15 protein-coding genes, 1 tRNA gene and 2 pseudogenes are annotated in these 20,526 nt (G+C 57.0%); 6 read left to right on the forward strand and 12 right to left on the reverse strand.

Annotated features, from left to right (window positions below):
- Both KZX66_RS06490 and KZX66_RS06495 read right to left on the reverse strand, forming a co-directional pair.
- Positions 1-1,126: pseudogene (locus tag KZX66_RS06490) on the reverse strand (hypothetical protein); the annotation flags it as partial.
- Between the two features lie 673 nt (positions 1,127-1,799).
- On the reverse strand, positions 1,800-3,029 hold the full coding sequence (locus tag KZX66_RS06495) for an EAL domain-containing protein (RefSeq protein WP_248077727.1): 1,230 nt from the start codon (positions 3,027-3,029) through the stop codon (positions 1,800-1,802).
- 331 nt (positions 3,030-3,360) lie between these two features.
- Here KZX66_RS06495 and KZX66_RS06500 point away from each other — a divergent pair, with 331 nt between their 5' ends.
- The 3 genes from KZX66_RS06500 (at position 3,361) to KZX66_RS06510 (ending at position 7,298) form a co-directional block, all read left to right on the forward strand.
- Complete coding sequence (locus tag KZX66_RS06500; RefSeq protein ID WP_248077729.1) at positions 3,361-3,987, forward strand: recombinase family protein; 627 nt, start codon at positions 3,361-3,363, stop codon at positions 3,985-3,987.
- 850 nt (positions 3,988-4,837) lie between these two features.
- Positions 4,838-6,367 (forward strand): NCS1 family nucleobase:cation symporter-1, encoded by a 1,530-nt coding sequence (locus KZX66_RS06505; RefSeq protein ID WP_248077731.1) that lies wholly within the window; start codon positions 4,838-4,840, stop codon positions 6,365-6,367.
- 283 nt (positions 6,368-6,650) lie between these two features.
- Positions 6,651-7,298: a recombinase family protein gene (locus KZX66_RS06510; RefSeq protein WP_248077735.1), complete on the forward strand. Its 648-nt coding sequence runs from the start codon at positions 6,651-6,653 to the stop codon at positions 7,296-7,298.
- 106 nt (positions 7,299-7,404) lie between these two features.
- Here KZX66_RS06510 and KZX66_RS06515 read toward each other — a convergent pair.
- The 3 genes and pseudogenes from KZX66_RS06515 to KZX66_RS06525 form a co-directional block, all read right to left on the reverse strand.
- Positions 7,405-7,557 (reverse strand): annotated as a pseudogene (locus KZX66_RS06515) (AAA family ATPase); the annotation flags it as partial.
- 123 nt (positions 7,558-7,680) lie between these two features.
- Positions 7,681-7,756: transfer RNA gene (locus tag KZX66_RS06520), tRNA-Asn, on the reverse strand.
- A gap of 60 nt (positions 7,757-7,816) precedes the next feature.
- Entirely contained in the window at positions 7,817-8,713 is an 897-nt protein-coding gene (locus KZX66_RS06525) for a LysR family transcriptional regulator (protein WP_248077738.1), read from the reverse strand.
- Between the two features lie 101 nt (positions 8,714-8,814).
- Between KZX66_RS06525 and lldD the strand changes: the two genes are divergently transcribed.
- Complete coding sequence (lldD, locus tag KZX66_RS06530; protein WP_248077741.1) at positions 8,815-9,957, forward strand: FMN-dependent L-lactate dehydrogenase LldD; 1,143 nt, start codon at positions 8,815-8,817, stop codon at positions 9,955-9,957.
- Positions 9,958-10,237: 280 nt separating this feature from the next.
- Positions 10,238-11,164: a GGDEF domain-containing protein gene (locus KZX66_RS06535; RefSeq protein WP_248077743.1), complete on the forward strand. Its 927-nt coding sequence runs from the start codon at positions 10,238-10,240 to the stop codon at positions 11,162-11,164.
- A gap of 21 nt (positions 11,165-11,185) precedes the next feature.
- Here KZX66_RS06535 and KZX66_RS06540 read toward each other — a convergent pair whose 3' ends face one another.
- The 7 genes from KZX66_RS06540 to KZX66_RS06570 all read right to left on the reverse strand — a co-directional run bounded on the left by KZX66_RS06540 (position 11,186) and on the right by KZX66_RS06570 (position 18,960).
- On the reverse strand, positions 11,186-11,986 hold the full coding sequence (locus tag KZX66_RS06540) for an iron-containing redox enzyme family protein (protein ID WP_248077744.1): 801 nt from the start codon (positions 11,984-11,986) through the stop codon (positions 11,186-11,188).
- Between the two features lie 45 nt (positions 11,987-12,031).
- Entirely contained in the window at positions 12,032-14,497 is a 2,466-nt protein-coding gene (locus KZX66_RS06545; RefSeq protein ID WP_248077745.1) for an EAL domain-containing protein, read from the reverse strand.
- A gap of 71 nt (positions 14,498-14,568) precedes the next feature.
- A complete protein-coding gene (locus tag KZX66_RS06550) occupies positions 14,569-16,371 on the reverse strand; it encodes an ABC transporter ATP-binding protein (RefSeq protein ID WP_248077746.1) in 1,803 nt (600 codons plus the stop codon).
- The gene (locus KZX66_RS06555) at positions 16,364-16,999 is read right to left on the reverse strand and encodes a DsbA family protein (protein WP_248077747.1); all 636 of its coding nucleotides are present in this window, start codon (positions 16,997-16,999) and stop codon (positions 16,364-16,366) included. The genes KZX66_RS06550 and KZX66_RS06555 overlap by 8 nt, the downstream gene beginning before the upstream one ends.
- A 3-nt stretch (positions 17,000-17,002) precedes the next feature.
- Positions 17,003-17,944 carry a rhodanese-related sulfurtransferase gene (locus KZX66_RS06560; RefSeq protein WP_248077748.1) on the reverse strand — a complete coding sequence of 314 codons (942 nt, stop codon included), beginning with the start codon at positions 17,942-17,944 and terminating at the stop codon, positions 17,003-17,005.
- A 197-nt stretch (positions 17,945-18,141) separates the two neighbouring features.
- Entirely contained in the window at positions 18,142-18,435 is a 294-nt protein-coding gene (locus KZX66_RS06565; protein WP_248077749.1) for a BolA family protein, read from the reverse strand.
- Positions 18,436-18,441: 6 nt separating this feature from the next.
- Positions 18,442-18,960 carry a DUF2059 domain-containing protein gene (locus KZX66_RS06570; protein WP_248077750.1) on the reverse strand — a complete coding sequence of 173 codons (519 nt, stop codon included), beginning with the start codon at positions 18,958-18,960 and terminating at the stop codon, positions 18,442-18,444.
- Positions 18,961-19,141: 181 nt separating this feature from the next.
- Here KZX66_RS06570 and KZX66_RS06575 point away from each other — a divergent pair, with 181 nt between their 5' ends.
- A complete protein-coding gene (locus tag KZX66_RS06575) occupies positions 19,142-20,524 on the forward strand; it encodes a class II fumarate hydratase (protein WP_248077751.1) in 1,383 nt (460 codons plus the stop codon).
- Positions 20,525-20,526: the final 2 nt, after the last annotated feature.

A 20,526-nucleotide genomic window follows, 5' to 3' on the forward strand; every position in this document is an offset into this window, starting at 1 on the left:
GGTTCCAGCCCTTGTTAGCCGTCGCGCTCACCGAGGAGATCGCGCCATCGACTGTGTCCTGGCCTGTGCCCCCTACATTGCTCATGCTGAGCTGACCGGTCTGGATGTCGTAAGCCGAGTTACCGCCGAGCGCCGTTGCGGTCAAATTTCCGAGCATGTCGACACGCTGACCAACGCCGTTTATAGCCTGGTTAGTTGCAGATAGTTGCGACCCGTTGATCGCGTCCGTCGAATTAGAGGCGACATTGCCCGCGGCCACGTTAGTGATTTGCCGCTCATTTCCGGCAGAGCCCACGCTGACCACACTCCTCGGTGAGGTGCCAGCATAGCTGTACGTCTTACCATCGATTGTGTCGCTTGCGTGAGAGCTTGCCGAACCTGTAGCTGAGTTCGCGCCCAGTGCGACATCACTTTCGTGAGTGGCAGTCGCGCTGGAGCCCAGAGCTATTGCATTGCGGGCGCTCGCAATCACCATTGCCGTAGTGCCAAGGGCGATGGCCCCCGTGGAATTGACTGTTGCCCCAGGGCCAAGGGCGATGGCCTGCGAGGAGTTGGCTGTTGCCCCACCGCCAAGGGCGATGGCCTGCGCGGAATTGGCTACTGCCAAATTGCCAAGCGCAATGGAACTACCGCCGCTGGAAATAGTTCGAGCACCTATGGCGACGGCGCTATCGCCAGACGTTACACTCGCATCTCCGATTGCGACCGAAAACGCTGATTGAGCTTGGCTATTAAAGCCAATTGCCATCGCTCTAGCGTCGGAGGCCCGGGCGTACTGACCGATTGCGACAGAATCAAAACTAGATGCGCCGTCGTTGTTGTAGTTGCTTCCTGTTCCCGTCCCCGTCGAACTAACGCTGTAGTAGTGGGTGGTAGCCGCTGCCTTCGCCGCGTCCAACTGACTCAAATTAACGGCATCTGTGGCTGATGTCCCAGCAGCAAGATTGATGATCTTACGGCTGTCCGCATCGATGCCACTGGTTGTGACGCTAGGGCCATTGCTGATCGTCATGCCGGTGGAGGTGTAGATCGCGACGGTAGTGCCGTCGTCGACGGTCACGCCATTGCTACCCATCGAGACAGTCGCTCCTATCGAAGCACCGGAGACCAACATGCCGAGCGTCATGACGCCCACCAGCGCAGCTACTCTAGTCGCCCCGCCCCTACGAGGCCGCCGCTGTGCATTTGAACGACCAGAAAGCGCTCGATTGTCACCAGCACAGCCCGCCGCACTACTTGAAACTTTTTTACTCGCCAATTCGGACGTAACTACCAGTTGATGAAGAGCATGATTCCATACGACGTTGTATATTTTATTCATTATAGTTTTCCTAGAATATAAGTGCAGCAGTCCATCAGGCTTATTGCATGTAGATATTTACCGCTATACGTGCTATTGGTTAACTTATTCAAAGACAGAACAATGCCCTGTGTAAGAACGCAGAGAGCCGATTACTAAAAACTTTAGTATTCGAATAAGTCACCTCAGCCGAAGAAGCACGTAAGGCCAATAGTGCTAGGGGTATAGATCAAGACAGGCTTATAATAGGCACCCCCTTGCCAGCATTGACTTCACCGCGACATCACGAAACTCAGTGCTATATAATTAAGGCAGCCATCCATAACTCGTAAGGCCAAATTTATAAAATACGCATTGGACCAAGTCGCCTGCCTCGTAAATTTGTGCGCTATCCCGTGATAACTTTTAAACATAACAACAAACGTATTTTTAAATGAAAGTCGAACCCCGGGCAGGCGGAAATAATTAGTCGACGACTTGTGCCAAACATGTAAGCGCCTCATAAAAACTCATACGCTCCACCCCATAAAGCTGTCTCTTTTTCGTAAAACACACAAAGATCGACTTGAGGTTTAAGGGGATGAGGACGTTCAATGCAGTAGCCCTGAAGCCAGCGGATGTTAGCCACGGCGGCTAGTTCGATGTCGTCCGCACTCTCAATTCCTTCCGCAACAACGTAAGGTGCTAATGTCTGACAAAAAGCAACAAGCTTACGAAGCCGATCGGCAGCTGATAGATCGCTGCGTGCAGCATGCACATAAGTGCTATCGATTTTTATGACGTGAGGATTAATCGCGTTCGCGAAAGCTAAACTACTGTGCCCAACCCCAAAGTCGTCCAATGCAATCCGACACCCCGTTTTCTGAAGACGACGCACAAAAATGCACGCAGCATCAAAATTTGAAAGTGGCGCCGTTTCGGTGATCTCCAGCGTTAGCCGAGCTGCCACGTCAGGATTAATGACGAGGCGCTCAATGAGAGACTCCCACAGTGCATCTGAACTAAGGCTTTGGGCAGAGATATTGCAACCCAACTGTATAAAAGGATCGATCTCAAGGCGTTTGACAACAGCCATCATCACCGCGTGATCTAGCACTCGGACGAGCCCCAATCGCTCAAGAACATGAACAACTTGTGCGGGCCCTGAATTTGACTGACTCAGCCCAGTATCTAGACGAACCAGCGCTTCCTGATAAAGCACCGAACTAGGGGCACCATGCTGGACGATTGGCTGAAACACTAAGTTGGCTTGCCCCTGGGCCAAGGCTCGGTAAAAGGTGAGCGCCACCTCCATGTCACGCTCATAGCTCAGTGCCCATCGTTTTCCATAACAGACAGGCGGTAACGACAAGGGCGCTACGTGGCGCTCCAACTCATCGGGATAGCGCAAACAACCATCAGTCAATCCCACACTTGAAACACTCACGGCTTCAACGGTCACTGCCGGCAGCGCCGTGACACCGCCAAAATTCAAAGCCGTCATGAATAAGGCACACTGCCAACGCTCTATAAGAGCAATGAGTGGGCGCTCTTCATGCGGTAACTGCGCAAGCGAAACCAGGAAGCAATGTGAACCAATAACAAACACCGAGCCGCCCCACAGATGCGTGCACAGTTGCAATTTACGCATCGCCGCTGCCGCAAAATCGTCCCCATAAGCAGCCGCCAAATGAGCGTAATTACGCAATTCAACCAAGCAATGGGTCCGCACATCAAAGGCGTCGCTCATACAGCGCCTTCGGAACGGACATTATCCCGCCCCTCAAAATAGCCACCGAACGATCGTGAAGGCGCTCCGATAACTCCTTTTCTTTGCGAATCGCTTCCACTGGTGTACATAAGGGTTCCCTTATGTAACGATGTTTTTACGTTCGAAAACATGTAGAAAAGTGTCGCAATCGCGGCATTTTGGATGAGCGTCAGCCCTCGTGACAAAAAGGAACCTTTCTGTCAACACAGGGGGCGCGTCTAAAAGATAGCTTTCACGTTTGGTGCGCTTCAACGAGTCACCATGGCTGCAGCTTAAAGATCTCGCCCCCTTTAAATGAGGGCAATCATCCATGCTGATCGGGTACGCACGTGTATCAACCGAGGAACAAAACCTCGACTTGCAAACTCAAGCTCTTCAGAAGCTGGGATGCGACAAAATATATTCAGATTTTGGGGTCTCGGGAGCGAAAAACTCTCGCCAGGGACTGGACCAAGCGATGGCGCGCCTCAGATCAGGCGATAAGCTAGTAGTTTGGCGTCTAGACCGACTAGGTCGTTCGCTCGCACACCTCGTACAACTATTAGAAATATTGGGGCGGCGAAATATTCGCTTTCATTCGATAACCGAACACATTGACACCAGTTCATCTGGGGGCCGGCTGGTATTTCACATGATGGCTGCGCTCGCCGAGTTTGAACGCTCACTCATCAGCGAACGCACGCGAGCAGGTATCGCGGCTGCAAGGGCGCGCGGAAAACCCATAGGTCGTCCGCATTTGCTCTCGCCCGAGCAGGTTAATAGAGCCCGATCCTTAATTGAGAAGGAGCACCACACACAGCGAGAGGTAGCAAAATTATTGAGAGTACACCCAAGAACATTGCAAAGAATGCTAATCAGGGAAAAAGCGAAGGGCGGTGTTTTAAACATGCGCGGAGAGCTGAAACTCTATAAAAAACAAAACCTTTCAGCCCCTTAAAACGCGTGGAAGTTTAAGGTTTTACCGCGTCTATCTCATATATTTGATATGCGCGGCGCGGTGGGAAGCTCCATCGCGATTCGCAGTTCGCTGGCCAAGGACAGGCAAGTGAACTGCTGCTGCGTAAGCTTCGCTGAACTCGTCAGAACTTATCTCAATAACTCCGGCTAGGACATCCTCAAACTGGTGCTCAATCAGTTTGAGGATAATACTTTTAAATATTCTTCAGCGATATCTAGGATATGGAAGCAGAAAAAACCATCAAGGCGCTCAGACTCGAACGGTACGGCTGCGCTCTCAGATGTCGAGCTGTAACGGCTCTGCAAGAGATCTCGAAGGACCAGAGCATACTCGCCGTGTAGACCAATGAACCTAAACCTACTCCCCCCGTCGCCAGACAACCTTGAAATCATGACCCTAAACGGGAGACCGCCCGCGATCGCTATAGAGCAATACCCGCGATTCGTCAAGCAAATGGGAATGGATCAAGACTCTCTTATTTCGCTTGATGTGTAATCTGCACACATTAATGTGTAATTTCGTAACAATTAACGCAAAAATCTCACGCATTACGCCACTAAATGTAACACTTCTATTTCGCTTATAATTTTTCACCTCGCCCCGCCCCACAAGGGAAAATAAATAACTATCCAAACGGTCAATTTATATTTCATAAAAATCAGATAGTTAGTTAAGTAACCTATGAATAACAACTTACCTGTGACGTTAATGAATCCAAAACATGGCACGCATGTGGCTTATGGTATGGACAGCTTGTATACAATAAACAGCCAACATACATACACCTTGCATTTGCGGCGTACTTGCAAATGCCCTAGAGCCTGCCGGAATGCGTACAAGCCTCTCGAATGACCTCGCACTGGATCTGCCCTCCTCAGCCCTGCCCCCCGACGCCACCCAACCCGGCCCGTTGGTGCTCAGCCCGCGGCTGCACAACAAAGACCTGGCGCCCACCAAGGTGGAAGGTCGACGTTGGGGGCGCTACAGCATCTTTGCGTTGTGGACCAATGACGTGCACAACATCGCCAACTATTCGTTCGCCATCGGTCTGTATGCGCTGGGCCTGGGCGGTTGGCAGATCCTGTTGTCACTGGGCATCGGCGCGGCGCTGGTGTACTTCTTCATGAACCTGTCGGGCTATATGGGGCAGAAGACCGGCGTGCCGTTTCCGGTGATCAGCCGAATCAGCTTTGGTATCCATGGCGCGCAGATTCCGGCCTTGATCCGCGCGGTGATCGCGATTGCCTGGTTTGGCATCCAGACCTACCTGGCCTCGGTGGTTTTCCGCGTGTTGCTGACGGCGATTCATCCTGGATTCGCCGACTATGACCACAACTCAATCCTGGGCTTATCCACCCTGGGCTGGGCCTGTTTTGTGGCGATCTGGTTCGTGCAACTGGTAATCCTGGCCTACGGCATGGAGATGGTGCGGCGCTATGAGGGCTTCGCCGGTCCAGTGATTCTGGCTACGGTGGCCGCATTGGCCGGTTGGATGTACTTTCAGGCGGGCGGCCAGATTGCGTGGTCGATCCGTGAGCCGCTGAGCGGCGGCGAGATGTGGCGCAATATCTTCGCCGGCGGCGCGCTGTGGCTGGCGATCTACGGCACGCTGATCCTCAACTTCTGCGATTTCGCGCGTTCCTCACCGTGCCGCAAGACCATTCAGGTCGGCAACTTCTGGGGCCTTCCGGTGAATATCCTGATATTTGCCGCCATCACCGTGCTGCTGTGCGGCGGGCAATTCCAACTTAACGGCCGAGTGATCGAAAGCCCCACCGAGATCATCGCCGCCATCCCCAATACCTTCTTCCTCGTGCTCGGTTGCCTGGCCTTTCTGATCGTCACCGTGGCGGTGAACATCATGGCCAACTTCGTCGCCCCTGCCTTTGTGCTGAGCAACCTGGCGCCCAAGTACCTCAACTTCCGCCGCGCCGGGTTGATCAGCGCCACCGTCGCCGTGCTGATCCTGCCGTGGAACCTCTACAACAGCCCGCTGGTGATCGTGTACTTCCTTTCCGGCCTGGGCGCACTGCTGGGGCCGTTGTACGGCGTGATCATGGTCGATTACTGGCTGATCCGTAAAAGCCAGGTGGACGTGCCGCAGTTGTACAGCGAAGACCCAAATGGCGTTTATTACTACAGCCGGGGGGTCAATTTGCGCGCGGTGGCGGCGTTTATTCCTGCGGCGGTGATCGCCATCCTGCTGGCGCTGCTGCCTGGGTTCGCCAGTGTCTCGCCGTTTTCCTGGCTGTTTGGCGCCGGTATTGCAGGGCTGCTGTACGGGCTCATCACCAAGCGGCAGCCGTTCTACGCCGATGTCAGCGGCGAAAGCATTGCTGCCGATAACCATGGTTATTAATAAAGAGTATTTTTATGATCTGGGCGAGGATCTCATTTCAATATAGGCCAGTAGAACTTTAACGGTGAAAAACAGGAAGCTTTCTTAAACAAGCAATGCGAAAGCTTTTTTCGCAGCTTTATAGTTTTCTATCTTAAACTTTGAGAGATTAAAAATCTGGGAATTCACTTGAAGCAAACTTCGGTGTGCAAACAGATATTAATGGTTCGACAGGCATTTAACAGCTATTTTTCTAGCGCAGAATTAAGCTGATGGAACTCTTCAGCTATAAAGGTAAAAAGCTTTGATTATTGGATACGCGCGAGTTTCAACCGAAGACCAGAATCTGACCCTCCAAATACAAGCTCTGAAGGCAGCAGGATGTGTTAAGATTTATACAGATCAAGGGTATTCCGGCAGTCTAAGTTCTCGCCCTGGATTGGATAGTGCAATTCGAAGCCTCAAACCAGAAGGGAAATTAGTAGTATGGCGCCTTGATCGGTTAGGGCGCTCTCTTTCACATCTGGTGCAATTGTTAGGTAAACTAGCAAAACGACGCGTAAAGTTTCATTCGATTACAGAGAATATTGATACAACTTCTTCAGGAGGGCGTTTAGTTTTCCATATGATGGCGGCCCTGGCAGAATTTGAGCGTTCACTTATAAGTGAGCGCACTCGCGCGGGGATGTTAGCCGCGCGCGCTGAGGGCAAGACGGTAGGACGCCGTCCTTCGCTCACGTCGCAGCAATGCGAGCTAGCTCATCAGTTGATTGTGCAGCATGGTCTTTCTAAACAAGAAGTTGCTGCGCACTTTCATATACACGTGCGCACACTACTACGCCTTTTATATAAGCAATCCGCGAACTACACTCACTTAGATTCTAATAGTTCTGAAATCTTCGATGGACAATGTAGAACTAAATCCAAAAGCCAAGCCACTAGAAGATCATAGCAATGACGAGACACTTTCTAGAGATCGGACTGACTATTTAAATATTTGGCAGGTCGATAGGCTTGAGGTTGTGGCGATCAACAGGTACGCACGCACCATTCTCAAGCGATATCGCATAAAACGACGACAGCAACGGCTGATTCTCCAGATCGATGAGCAGGGTACTGATCCCTGCGTAGGCGCAGAACGCGCCCATATTAAAGCCAACCGTGGTTTTACCCGGCCCGCCTTTGGTTGAAACGACTGCAGCGACTTTCATGACATTTACCTCTGAATCGTGGGATTAGAGACGAACTCATGCGGGTCACGCTGTGCGCTTTGATCACCCCGGAAAAATCCAAAGCAAAAAAAAAGCCTGCATCGCTGCAGGCTTTTCCCTATCTGGCTCCACGACCTGGACTCGAACCAGGGACCCAATGATTAACAGTCATTTGCTCTACCAACTGAGCTATCGCGGAATTCGCCGTATGTTACTGATTGAAAAGGAGAAGTCAAGCCTTCCCTGCGGTTTTGGCGGATTAATCCGGATGACCGGTTGAACACTGCGATTCCCTGGCGAGTTCCAGCCAGGCGCGTGCCGCTGGAGGCAGGTGAGCGCTGGCGCGCCAGGCCAGGGCGATGTGCCAGTCGGTGTGGGGTTCGTCCAGGGGGATCAGGGCGATGCCGGGATGTTGGTGTTTGTGCGCCAGCATGCGTGGCAGAAAGGCAACGCCTAGGCCGGCGCAGACCAGGTCAACGATAAAGTCGATCTGGCCACTGCGGGCGGCGACGCGGGGCTGCACACCTTTATGCTCGCAGGCGGCGAGGATTTTGGCGTTGAGGGCGAAGCCGGCTTCGAACAGGATGAACGGTGAATCCGCCAGGTCAAGGAAGTCGATGCGTGCCCGCGTGGCCAGCGGGTGGTTGCTGGGCAGTACGGCCATCAGCGGCTCGTTGCGCACGGGTTGATAGTCGAAACCTTCGTCTATGGGCAACAGCAGCGCCGCCAGGTCGACCTCTCCTGCTTCCAGGCATTCGCGTAGTTTTTTGCTGCCGTATTCCGTGAGTTCGATGTCGATGTCCGGGTAACGATTGCGGTAGGTGGCGAACATCGTCGCGAACAGCACGCCACACCCCACCGGCGGCAGGCCGATGCGCAAGACGCCGCGCTTGAGGCCTCGCAGATCGTTGATTTCCGCCACCAGGTCAGTGTGCTCTGCCAACAGCATCAGGGCGCGGCTGTAGGCGATTTCGCCGGCAGCGGTGAGTTCGTTCTTGTGCCCCAGGCGATTGAGCAAGGGCATGCCCAATTCTTCTTCAAGGGTCTTGACCGCCTTGCTCACGCTCGATTGGGTCAGAGACACCACCTCGGCCGCCTGGGAGAAGCCGCCTTGGCGCACCACTTCAACAAAGGCACGCAATGTTCTCAGGTTCATCAGTATTCCTTCAGCGACTGACTACTAGCGATAAAAGTTGCTTTTATCATGACAGATGTTTGCCTATCTTGGAGCTACCCTGCCCTGGAGAGACACCGTCCATGATCATTTCGTCCGCCTCAGACTACCGCGCCGCCGCCAAGCGCAAGCTGCCGCGCTTTCTGTTCGACTATATCGACGGTGGCGCCTACGCCGAACACACGCTGCGCGCCAACAGTTCGGACCTGGCCGATATCAGCCTGCGCCAACGCGTGCTGCGCAATGTGGACAGCCTGAGCTTGAAGACCACGCTGTTTGGTCAGTCCCTGGACATGCCGGTGATCCTCAGCCCCGTGGGCCTGACCGGCATGTACGCGCGACGTGGCGAAGTGCAGGCGGCCAAGGCGGCGTCCAACAAGGGCATCCCGTTCTGCCTGTCGACGGTGTCGGTGTGTTCGATTGAAGAAGTGGCGGCGCAAAGCCCGCAGGCGATCTGGTTTCAGCTCTACGTGCTCAAGGACCGTGGCTTTATGCGCAACGCGCTGGAGCGGGCCCAGGCGGCCGGCGTGACGACACTGGTGTTCACCGTCGACATGCCGACACCGGGCGCGCGTTATCGCGATGCCCACTCGGGCATGTCCGGGCCGTTTGCCGCGCAGCGACGCATGCTGCAGGCCGTCACCAAACCGCAATGGGCCTTTGATGTCGGCTTGATGGGCCGCCCCCACGATCTGGGCAATATCTCCAAATACCTGGGCAAACCTACTCATCTGGAAGATTACATCGGCTGGCTCGCCAACAATTTCGACCCGTCGATCAGTTGGAAAGACCTGGAGTGGATCCGCGAATTCTGGAAAGGCCCGATGATCATCAAAGGCATCCTCGACCCTCAGGACGCCAAGGACGCGGTGAGCTTTGGCGCCGATGGCATCGTGGTGTCCAACCACGGCGGGCGCCAGCTCGATGGCGTGCTGTCCACCGCCAAGGCCTTGCCGCCGATTGCCGACGCTGTGGGTGATGACCTTACCGTGCTGGTGGATTCGGGGATCCGCTCCGGCCTCGACGTGGTGCGCATGCTTGCCCTGGGGGCCAAGGCTTGCTTGCTGGGTCGCGCGACCGCGTACGCCCTGGCCGCGGATGGCCGGCACGGTGTGGAAAACCTGCTGGACATCTTCGCCAAGGAAATGCGCGTGGCGATGACGCTGACCGGTGTGACCTCGATTGAGCAGATTGATACCAGCACCCTGGTGCAGTCAGCCAAATAACTGCCACTCCACCCAGCGACTGTTTTTCGGCTTAAAAACAGTCGTTGATTAATATGGAGTTTTTTTAAACTGAACGATCTGGCACGAATCTGGCTCTATGTCTGTTCAATCAGGTTGAACGATGACAAGACGTGCGGCAGGGTCCAGGGGCATTAGCCCTTGGTAAAGCGATCCAAGCTGTTTCCATTGTTTTACGCAATTGAAGGAACAGCAAAACGCTTGGTACTCGCCACGCTCATCGAGCCTGTAAGACAGTTAAGTGCTTAGAGGCCGATTGCTGATGAAAACACCTACCCAGACCCACGCAATCGATTTCGACAGTGCCAAATTGCAACGCCTGGGCTTTGGCCAGCCTTCTTCGCTCCCCCGTCGCCCCACGACCGTCGTGCAACTGCGCCAGCAGTTGGTGCAGCAGCTGCAAGTCAGCCTGGAGGTGGAGCGGATCCTCAGCGTGTTCTTTCGTGAGATTCAACGCTTGGTTCCGTTGGACGCCCTGCACTACCGCCACGAAGCCAGCGACCTGCGCCTTGAGTTCGGCCAGCGTGGCCACCACTGCGTAAGCTACAACCTGAGCCATGAAGGCGAGCATTTGGGCGAGCTGGCTTTTCGGCGCAACCAGCGCCTGGCTGAAGACGAACTCGGCCAACTCGAATCCCTGCTGGCCACCCTGCTTTACCCCATGCGCAACGCCCTGCTTTATCGCGCAGCCACCCGTAGCGCACTGCGCGACCCGTTGACCGAGACAGGCAATCGCATTGCCATGGACCAGACGCTGCATCGCGAGATCGATATAGCCCGTCGACACATGAGCCCACTGTCATTGCTGATGCTGGACATCGACCACTTCAAAATCGTCAATGACACCCACGGCCACGCAGCAGGCGATAGCGTATTGCGCAGCGTTGCTGCCGTAATCAAGAGCCAGTTGCGTAACGTGGACATGGTGTTCCGGTTTGGCGGGGAAGAGTTTCTGATCCTGCTGTCCAACACCGGGCGGGACGCGGCCGGGATGATCGGTGAACGACTGCGCCAGGCGGCACAGTCCCACGATTATTGGGTGGAAGATAAACGCGTTGAACTGACGGTGAGCCTGGGGTGCTCGACCTTGCTGGCCGCTGAGTCTGCTGAAAGCCTGTTGCGCCGGGCCGACAGCGCCTTGTATGTGGCTAAGCGCGAAGGCCGTAACCGTTTGGCAATGGCGGGGTAAAACCCCGCCATCTGTGTTACATCACGCTTCGCTGGCGACGCGCATCTGGCGTTCGCGCACCAACGCAGGTGCTTTCTCTTTTTCCAGGCGGATGCAGCTTTCCAAAAACAGATACATGTAGTCGTAGCTCTTGCACACAGCCTGGCGCAGCTCGACCTGCAAGGACCTGCTCGGGTTCATCCCCGCCAGAGTGCAGATGATTTCCAGAGCCTCCCAAGGGTGCGCATCGTCATACTGGGCATGCATCTTCAGCCACTTCATCGCACGCTTGCGGTCTTCCTCGGGGAAGGCCGCCGCGTAGACGCCGGTGGAACACACCACCGCAGACCACTCCCCGGTGGCCCCCTCAATCGCGTAGTTGGTCGCGGCAATCGCCACGATCAACGAGTCGGCTGAGCTGGTGTGCCAGCACCAATGGCTGAGTGCGTGCAATTCCGGCGGTACGTTCTGCGCTTGCAACTCGTCCAGGCTGACACCGTGGGCGCGAGCCCAATGTACCCAGTAGTCGGCATGGTTGAGTTCCACACGAATATTGCGCATCAGCCAACGTCGCGCCATGTCCTCACCAGGATGGCGGGCAAACTTGGTTTTGGTGAGGTTCTGTGCCATGTACAAAGCAAACTGTTCCACCACAGGCCAGCCACCGATCAAGTAGTGACGCATGGTCTTGGCGCTGAGCGTGTTATCGCGCATGCGCTGGTACAGTTCGTGTTCGACAACGCGGCGCTTGCTCTCGCTACAGTCCTGGATCAGTTGCTGAGCCCAGGCTGGGTAACTCGAGGCTTCCATAAGCGGACCGGTTCTGATGAATGTGTCGATCACTGTAACGCTCCTTTTTTAGTGTGATTGTACAGACCAACAGATGTTTCAGCGGAATGTGCCGGGCGCCTTGAATAACAGAGGCTGCGGCCGCACAGGTCGACACTGCAAGCTATCAAAGGTAAACAATTGCGGTCGTTCAATCAGGTAACCCTGAGCGTAATCCACACCAATTTCGAGTAAAGCCTGTTCGATTTGCGGTGTTTCAACAAACTCGGCAATTGTGCGCTTACCCATGACGTGGCCGATGTGGTTGATCACTTCGACCATGGCGCGGTTAATCGGGTCGTCCAGCATATCCTTTACGAAACTTCCATCGATCTTCAGGAAGTCTACAGGTAAATGTTTCAAATACGCGAACGAGGACATTCCGGCGCAAAAATCATCGAGTGAAAAATGGCAACCTAACGCTTTGAGTTCATTAATAAAACGAATCGCACTGCCCAAGTTCGCAATCGCACTGGTTTCAGTTATTTCAAAACAAATCATTTCTGGAGGGATGCTGTAACTCTCGAATTTCTCTCGTAAAAATCCTAAAAAATCATCATCGCCGATGGTTATTCCTGACAGATTAATCGCACACATGGCCATAGGCCGGGCCGGACGCTCGTGCATGCAACGGCCGATGATCTTGAATACGTTTTCCACCACCCAGCGATCCAGGGATGTCATCAAGCCATAACGTTCGGCGGCGGGAATAAAACTGTCGGGGAGGATAATTCGGCCCGCTTCATCATGCAGCCGCAGCAGGATTTCGATGTGTCCGTTGCCGGCATCCGTGTGGCCGAGTGGTGAAATTTCCTGGGCATACAGGCAAAACCGGTTCTCCTCCAAGGCCATGTGCAGGCGCTGGACCCAGGCCATCTCACCAAAGCGCAGGGACAGTTCGGAGTCATCAGAATGGTAGACCTGCACGCGGTTACGTCCCTTCTCCTTGGCCATGTAGCAGGCCATGTCGGCGGCGCGCAGCGAGGTCTCCAAAGTAGTCGGCGTGTTGGATGACAGATGCACCAGACCAATGCTCACGGTGGTCATGAACGGCCGGCCCTTCCACACAAAATGCAGGTTTTGCACGGTATGCCGCAGGCTCTCGGCGATTTTTTCCGCCACCGACGCCGGGCAGTTCTCCAGCAGGATGCCGAACTCATCCCCCCCCAGACGCGCCAGGGTGTCGCCTTCACGCAGATCCGATTGCAGCAACGCGCAGATATGGCGCAGCAACTCATCGCCCGCCGCGTGGCCGCAGGTGTCGTTGACCAGCTTGAACTGATCCAGGTCCAGAAACATCAGCGCATGGCGCCCGCCCTGCTGGTGCCCGGCAGGGTGCAGCACCTGTTCCAGGCGATACTCGAATTCGCGGCGGTTGGCCAGGCCGGTCAAGGCGTCGTGGGTCGCCTGCCAGGACAGGTTGGCAATATATTGACGCTCCTGGGTCATGTCGTGCAGCACCAGTACCGCACCGCTGATCTTGCCGGCGCTGCGGATAGGCGCGCCGACCAGCGTGACAGACACCGTGCTGCCATCCAGTCGCTGGATGGTCTTGGCGTGCTCGCTGCCGCCGCGCAGTTGGCCCTTGACGATGTGTTCGATCAGGGTAAAGCCGTCGGGCTGGGCATCGTCATCCAGCAGGCTGAACAATGCTGCCAGGGGCAGGCCCTGGGCCTGGGCGGAGTTCCAGTGAGTGAGCGCCTCGGCCGCAGGGTTCATGTAGGCGATCGCTCCGTCTACGTCAGTGGTGATCACCCCATCGCCGATCGACTCCAGTGTGATCTGGGCCCGTTCTTTCTCCTGCTGCAGAGCGTCGGCAAATGCATGGCGCTGGGCCAACAATTTATGGGTGCGCAGCAGCGCCAGCACGATCAGCCCCAGCGCAGTGGCCAGGTTGGTGATCAGCAGCAGCCGCAGAATCATGCGCGAGCCCTCGCCCAACGCATCGCTGAAGGCTTTGGCGGCGGGTGTCACGCCCTCATTGATGGCCGTGATATGCGCCTTCCATCGCCGTACGTCGTTGGCGCTGACTTGGTCGCGGCTGATCGCGTCGTGCATCTCCCGCGCCAGGTCGTCCAGTTGAACCAGGTAACCATCACCAATGGTCCACAGTTCGATGGCTTTTTCCAGGTAACTGAAGTGCCGAAAATTGAGGTACAGCCAGATCAGGCTGGGGACGTCATCCGCGTGGTTGCCGCCTTTGAGGATGCCTTGGCGCGCCGCAGAGAGGTCAGGACGAGGTCGGTCCAGGGCAATACGCAGTTCATGCCCGCCCTGGGGCACGGCAATCGCCTGCTGGTATTTGAGGTAGGTGGCTTGATCACGGTTATCGGCGTAGAGCGTCAGGTAATAGATCGCGTCCTTCTGGCCCTTGGACCACAAGCTCTCGCCGCCCACATAACCACGTACCGCTGAAAGCACGTAGAGGCTGACGCAACCCAACAATGCCTGAAACAGAACGACAGCGATGAAAGGCCAGACGATGCCCAACAGCCGAGGCGTTCCGAGAGTCCGCTTTTGCTTCATGAAGTCCCTTGCATATGCACTGCTGGATACGCACGCAAACATCCGCTTCCGATGGCACAGACTAGGCTAAATCAGCGCACTTGTTGCAAGTGTCCATACAGTTTGGCGTAAAGACCACCGTCGGCGATCAATTGCTGGTGATCGCCATCCTCAGCGATATGACCGCCGTCGAACACCAGGACTCGATCCGCCTGCTTAACGGCCGACAGACGGTGGGCAACGATCAGTGTAGTACGCCCACTGAGAAACCGCGCCAGGGCCTGATGCAGGTTGTATTCGGTGGCGGCATCCAGTGCGGACGTGGCTTCGTCGAGTATCACCACCTTCGGCTCGGCCAGCACCATGCGCGCAATTGCCAGGCGTTGGCGCTGCCCCCCGGAGAAACGTACACCGGAACGCCCCACCACACTGTCCAGGCCCAGTGGCAGGGCTTTGACGGTGGCATCCAGTTGGGCAATTTCCAGCGCCTGCCAGCAGGCCTGGTCACTGCGCTCGCGGCCCATGGTCAGGTTGGCACGCACGGTGTCGTTGAACAGCGCCGGGTGTTGCAGCACCACCGCAACATGCTCGCGGATGGTCTCCAGGCCGATCTCCTGCTGGGTTGCACCACCAAATCGGATGCTGCCCGCCTGGGGCGTGTACAGCCCGAGCAGCAACTGCACCAGGGTGCTTTTGCCTCCGCCGCTGGCGCCGACAATCGCGACTTTTTCACCCGGGGCAATCTGCAGGTGCAACTGGTTGAGTACCAGCTCGTCGCCATAACCAAAGTCGAGGCCGCGTACCTCGATGCCAACGGTCTGATGCCCGGTGAACGGGTCGGCGCCACCGGCATATTGCGGCTCGTCGGCACGCGCCAGCAGCTCATTGATGCGACTCAACGCGCCGCCCGCGGCGTAATAGGCGTATTGCAGATTCAGCAACTGCTCCACCGGGCCGATCATGAACCACAGGTAGCTGAACACCGCGAGCATCTGGCCGATGGACAGGTCGGAAAACAGCACGGTGAGCATCGCTGCCGCACGGAAGATGTCGATACCGAACTGGAACAGCAGCCCGCTGGCACGGCTGGACGCATCGGTTTTCCACTGGGAATGGATCGCATAATCGCGCACTTCCTGGGCACGCTGGCCCAGACGCCCGAGGAAAAAGCCCTGGCGGTTGCCCGCGCGGACTTCCTGTATGGCGTCGAGGGTTTCAGTCAGGGCCTGGGTGAAGCGCGAGGTGCTGTCGTTTTCCAGTTTCTTGAGGTGTTTGACGCGCTTGCCTAACTGCACCGTGGCGTAGATCACCAGCGGGTTGAACAGCAGGATCAGCAATGCCAGTTGCCAATGCATCCACACCAGGATCGCCGAAGTGCCGACCAGGGTCAGCATGGCGACCAGGAAGCGGCTGAGGGTTTCACCGACGAATTTATCCAGGGTATCCAGATCGGTCACCAGATGGGTGGTGACCGTGCCGCTGCCCAGGCTTTCGTATTCGCCCAGGGAGATGCGTTTGAGGCGCTCGATCAGGCGCACGCGGATGCGGTACACGATGTCTTTGGCCAGTCGCGCAAACAGCCGCGCCTGCACCACGTTGAACACCAGCGCGCCGCAGCGCAGCAGCAGGGTCACCAGCAGCATCAGGCCGATGTAGCCGGCGGCTTTCTGCCAAACCAGCGGCAACGCATGGTTCATCACCTTGAGCGCCGCATCACCATGGCCCAGCAGGACTTCGTCCACCAGCAACGGCAACAGCAGAGGAATCGGCACGCTGCACAGGGTCGCCAACACGGCGACGCCATTGGCGATCCACAGGGATTTTTTGTGACGCAGGGCCAGGCGGCGAATTTCCGCCCAGGTCAGGCGATCCGTGCGTTTGGGCTCATCAGGCACTGGTCGCTCTCTCCAGCCATCGAGCGAGCAGCGGTGACAGCTCGGACAGCGGCTGATAGCCGTTGGTGAGCAGTGCCAACTGACCATTGCGCTCAGCCAGCAAGGTCGGGAACCCGGCGATGCCCAGATCCTGCACCCAGGTGAAATCCGACGCCGTGGCAGCGTGTTGCTCGGCACGGTCAAACTCGCCGGCGAATTCGATACGCGGGATGCCTGCCTGTTCGGCCAGTTCCACCAACACGCTGGCGAGGGTCACGTCGCGGCCCTCGACATAAAATGCGTGCTGGATGAGCCCAAGCAGCGTCCACGCACAATCCGGCGCCAGGCTGCGTGCCGTGACAAGGGCCCGGCACGCCGGCTCCGTGTCATACACAAAACCATCGGGCAGCGCGCCTTCACGTTTGAACGGCTGGCCGGTGGCGTCGGTGACCGCCTGCCAGTGCTCAAGAATGTAGCGCCGGGTGGTCGGCTCCAGCGCAGCGCCGCTGCCGGTGCGCAAACCACCCACCACCAGGTGCACGTCGACGCCGGCCGCCTGGGCCTGCTCAATCAGCGCCTGCGCCACCGGGGCAAAGCCCCAGCACCAGGAACACATCGGGTCCATTACATAGAGCAGGCGCGCGGACATGGGTCAGACCTCGGAAGGGGTTTGCTTGTAGTTGAAGCCAATCGGGTGCGGCATATTGCGGGCCTTGGCCAGCTCAATCTGCTTTTGCCGGTCGATCGCGCTGCGACGGGTTTTCTCCGGCAGCTTATCCCAGCAATGCGGACAACTTATGCCGGCCACATAGTGCTCGGACGCGCGGTCTTCGACGCTTACGGGTGTGCGGCAGGCATGACATTGATCGTAGTCGCCTTCGCTCAAGTCGTGACGCACGGTCACGCGATTATCGAAAACAAAGCAGTCGCCCTGCCATTTGGTCTCTTCCTGCGGCACTTCTTCGAGGTACTTCAGGATCCCGCCCTTAAGGTGATACACCTCATCGAAGCCTTCGCTGAGCATATAACTGGAGGCCTTCTCGCAACGAATGCCACCGGTGCAGAACATGGCGACTTTCTTGTGCCTGGCCGGATCGAAGTTGGCTTTGATGTAGTCGGGAAATTCGCGAAAACTGGTGGTCTTCGGGTCGACCGCGCCTTCAAAGGTACCGATGGACACTTCGTAGTCGTTACGGGTGTCGATTAACAGCACTTCCGGGTCGCTGATCAGCGCGTTCCAGTCTTTGGGGTCGACGTAGGTGCCGACCTTTTTGTTCGGGTCGACGCCTGCGACGCCCAGGGTCACGATCTCTTTCTTGAGCTTGACCTTGGTGCGGTAGAACGGCTGGTCATCGCAGTACGACTCTTTGTGGTCGATGTCGTCCATGCGAGGGTCGTTCTTCAACCAGGCCATCAGGCCGTCGATGCCTTCGCGGCTGCCGGAAACGGTGCCGTTGATGCCTTCTTCGGCGATCAGCAAAGTGCCTTTGATGCCGTTGTCGACCATCGCCTGCAGCAGGGGCTCGCGCAGGGCGACGTAATCTTCGAGGGTGACGAACTTATACAGTGCCGCCACGACAATCGGTTGAGTCATGGGTGTTCTCTCCAGGTGGCTACCCTCGTAAGGGGTGAACCGGATAACGGCAGTTGCAGGTTTTTAGCTGCAGGCTGCAAGTAAAAGCAAAAAAAACGCGCCGACTGAGCGGCGCGTGGGGATTCTAACAAGAAGGAAGCTACGTGCGGTAAGAGTGCTTCAATCTTGTGGTTGGCAACTGAACACGTTCCGCTGCTTCACTCTCCCCCTGCGCAGGTCGGCGAGGCCGGCGCTGCGTCGATGGTCGCCCATTCTTCGGGCGTATAGGTATGCAGCGCCAGGGCATGAAACTCGCTCATCAGGTCACCCAGGGTGGCGTAGACCTTCTGGTGGCGCTTGACGCGGTTGAGCCCCTCAAACTGCTGGCTGACCAGCACGGCCTTGAAGTGGGTCTGCAACCCACGGCTGTGCATATGGCTTTCATCCAGCACGCTCATGTGTTGAGGCTCCAGAGCGGCGAGCGTCGTTTCGATACGCTGTTGCATGGTCATTCCTGCTTACTTCTTCTTGGCCGGTGCGGCGGCTTTTGGCGCCAGCTCGTTGGTCATGTCTTCCAACAGCTTGTTGACCACCGGCACTGCGCTTTCCAGCTTGGCCTGGGTCATCTGGGCCGATTGCTGGGTCAACTGCGGCATTTTTTCCAGGACTTTCTTGCCCAGTGGCGACTGGTAGAAAGCGACCAGGTCCTTGAGCTCGGACTCGCTGAAGTTGGTGGTGTAGAGCTTGACCATGTCCGGCTTCAGCTTCGGCCAGCCGATGGCCTGGTCGAGAGCGGCGTTGGCCTTGGCCTGGTAGCTGTCCAGTACGGACTGCTTGGTGGCCGGTGCCTTGGTCTGTTCGAAACGCTGGGCGAACATCTGCTGCACTTGCATGTACACCGGGGTACCCAGCTTGTCGGCATGGGCCAGGGTCAGGAAGGCTTCGGCACTGGCGTTGTGGCTGGCGGTATCGGCAAGAACCTGGCCGCTGGCGCATACCAGAGCAACCGCGGTACAGATGGCACGAAGACGAGTCATCGAGTTTCCTTTCTAGCTGGCGGGGTCAGTCCCCAAGGGCGCCCATTCTGCGCCTAAAAAAGCTTGCGGCTCAACCCCGAGCCTTATCGGCCGTGGATTGGCCGATGAAACGTCTTTTGAGGGAACCCACTTGGCCGATCACGGCCTAAACTGCGCTGACTGACTTCAAGGAGAGTGCCCGATGAGCCGTATCGAAACCGACAGTCTGGGAGAAGTAGCCGTCCCGGATGACGCCTACTGGGGTGCCCAGACCCAACGCTCACTGGTGAATTTCGCCATCGGCGAACAACGCATGCCCCTGGCGGTGCTGCACGCCCTGGCCCTGATCAAAAAGGCCGCCGCACGGGTCAACGACCGCAACGGCGACCTGCCCGCCGACATCGCCCGCCTGATCGAACAGGCCGCTGATGAAATTCTCGACGGCCAGCACGACGACCAGTTTCCCCTGGTGGTCTGGCAGACCGGCAGCGGCACTCAAAGCAATATGAACGCCAACGAAGTGATCGCCGGCCGCGCCAACGAGCTGGCGGGCAACCCGCGCGGTGGCAAAAGCCCGGTGCACCCCAATGATCACGTGAACCGCTCCCAGAGCTCCAACGATTGCTTCCCCACAGCCATGAGCATTGCGGCGGTGCAAGCGGTGCATGAACGCTTGTTACCGGCGATCGCCTGCCTGTCCGGCGGTTTGGCGGAACTGGCCGCGCGGCATATGAAGCTGGTCAAGACCGGTCGCACCCACATGATGGATGCGACGCCGATTACCTTCGGCCAGGAACTCTCCGCGTTTATCGCCCAACTCGATTACGCCGAACGCGCCGTGCGCAGCGCCCTGCCCGCTGCCTGCGAGCTGGCCCAGGGTGGCACGGCGGTGGGCACCGGGCTGAATGCGCCCCATGGCTTTGGCGAGGCGATTGCCTCAGAGCTGGCCGCCCTCTCCGGATTGCCGTTTGTAACCGCACCGAACAAGTTCGCCGCCCTGTCCGGCCACGAGCCACTGGTGACCCTGCACGGCGCCCTGAAAACCCTGGCCGTGGCCCTGATGAAAATCGCCAACGACCTGCGCCTGCTGGGCTCGGGCCCGCGTGCTGGGTTGGCGGAGGTCAAACTGCCGGCCAACGAGCCGGGCAGTTCGATCATGCCGGGCAAGGTCAACCCGACCCAGTGTGAAGCGCTGTCGATGCTGGCCTGCCAGGTGCTGGGCAATGACGTGACCATCGGCATTGCCGCCAGCCAGGGGCATTTACAGTTGAACGTGTACAAACCGGTAATCATCCACAACCTGCTGGAATCGATCCGACTGCTGGCCGACGGCTGCAATAACTTCCAAGAGCATTGCATTGCAGGCCTTGAACCGGACGCCGGGCAAATGGCCGATCACTTGGAGCGCGGGCTGATGCTGGTGACGGCGCTGAACCCGCATATCGGCTATGACAAGTCGGCGGAGATCGCCAAGAAAGCCTACGCCGAAGGGCTGACGCTACGCGAGGCGGCCTTGGCGCTGGGCTACCTCACGGATACGGAATTCGATCAGTGGGTACGCCCGGAAAACATGCTCGGCAGTTGACC

Source organism: Pseudomonas sp. EYE_354 (assembly GCF_023148575.1).
Lineage (GTDB): Bacteria > Pseudomonadota > Gammaproteobacteria > Pseudomonadales > Pseudomonadaceae > Aquipseudomonas.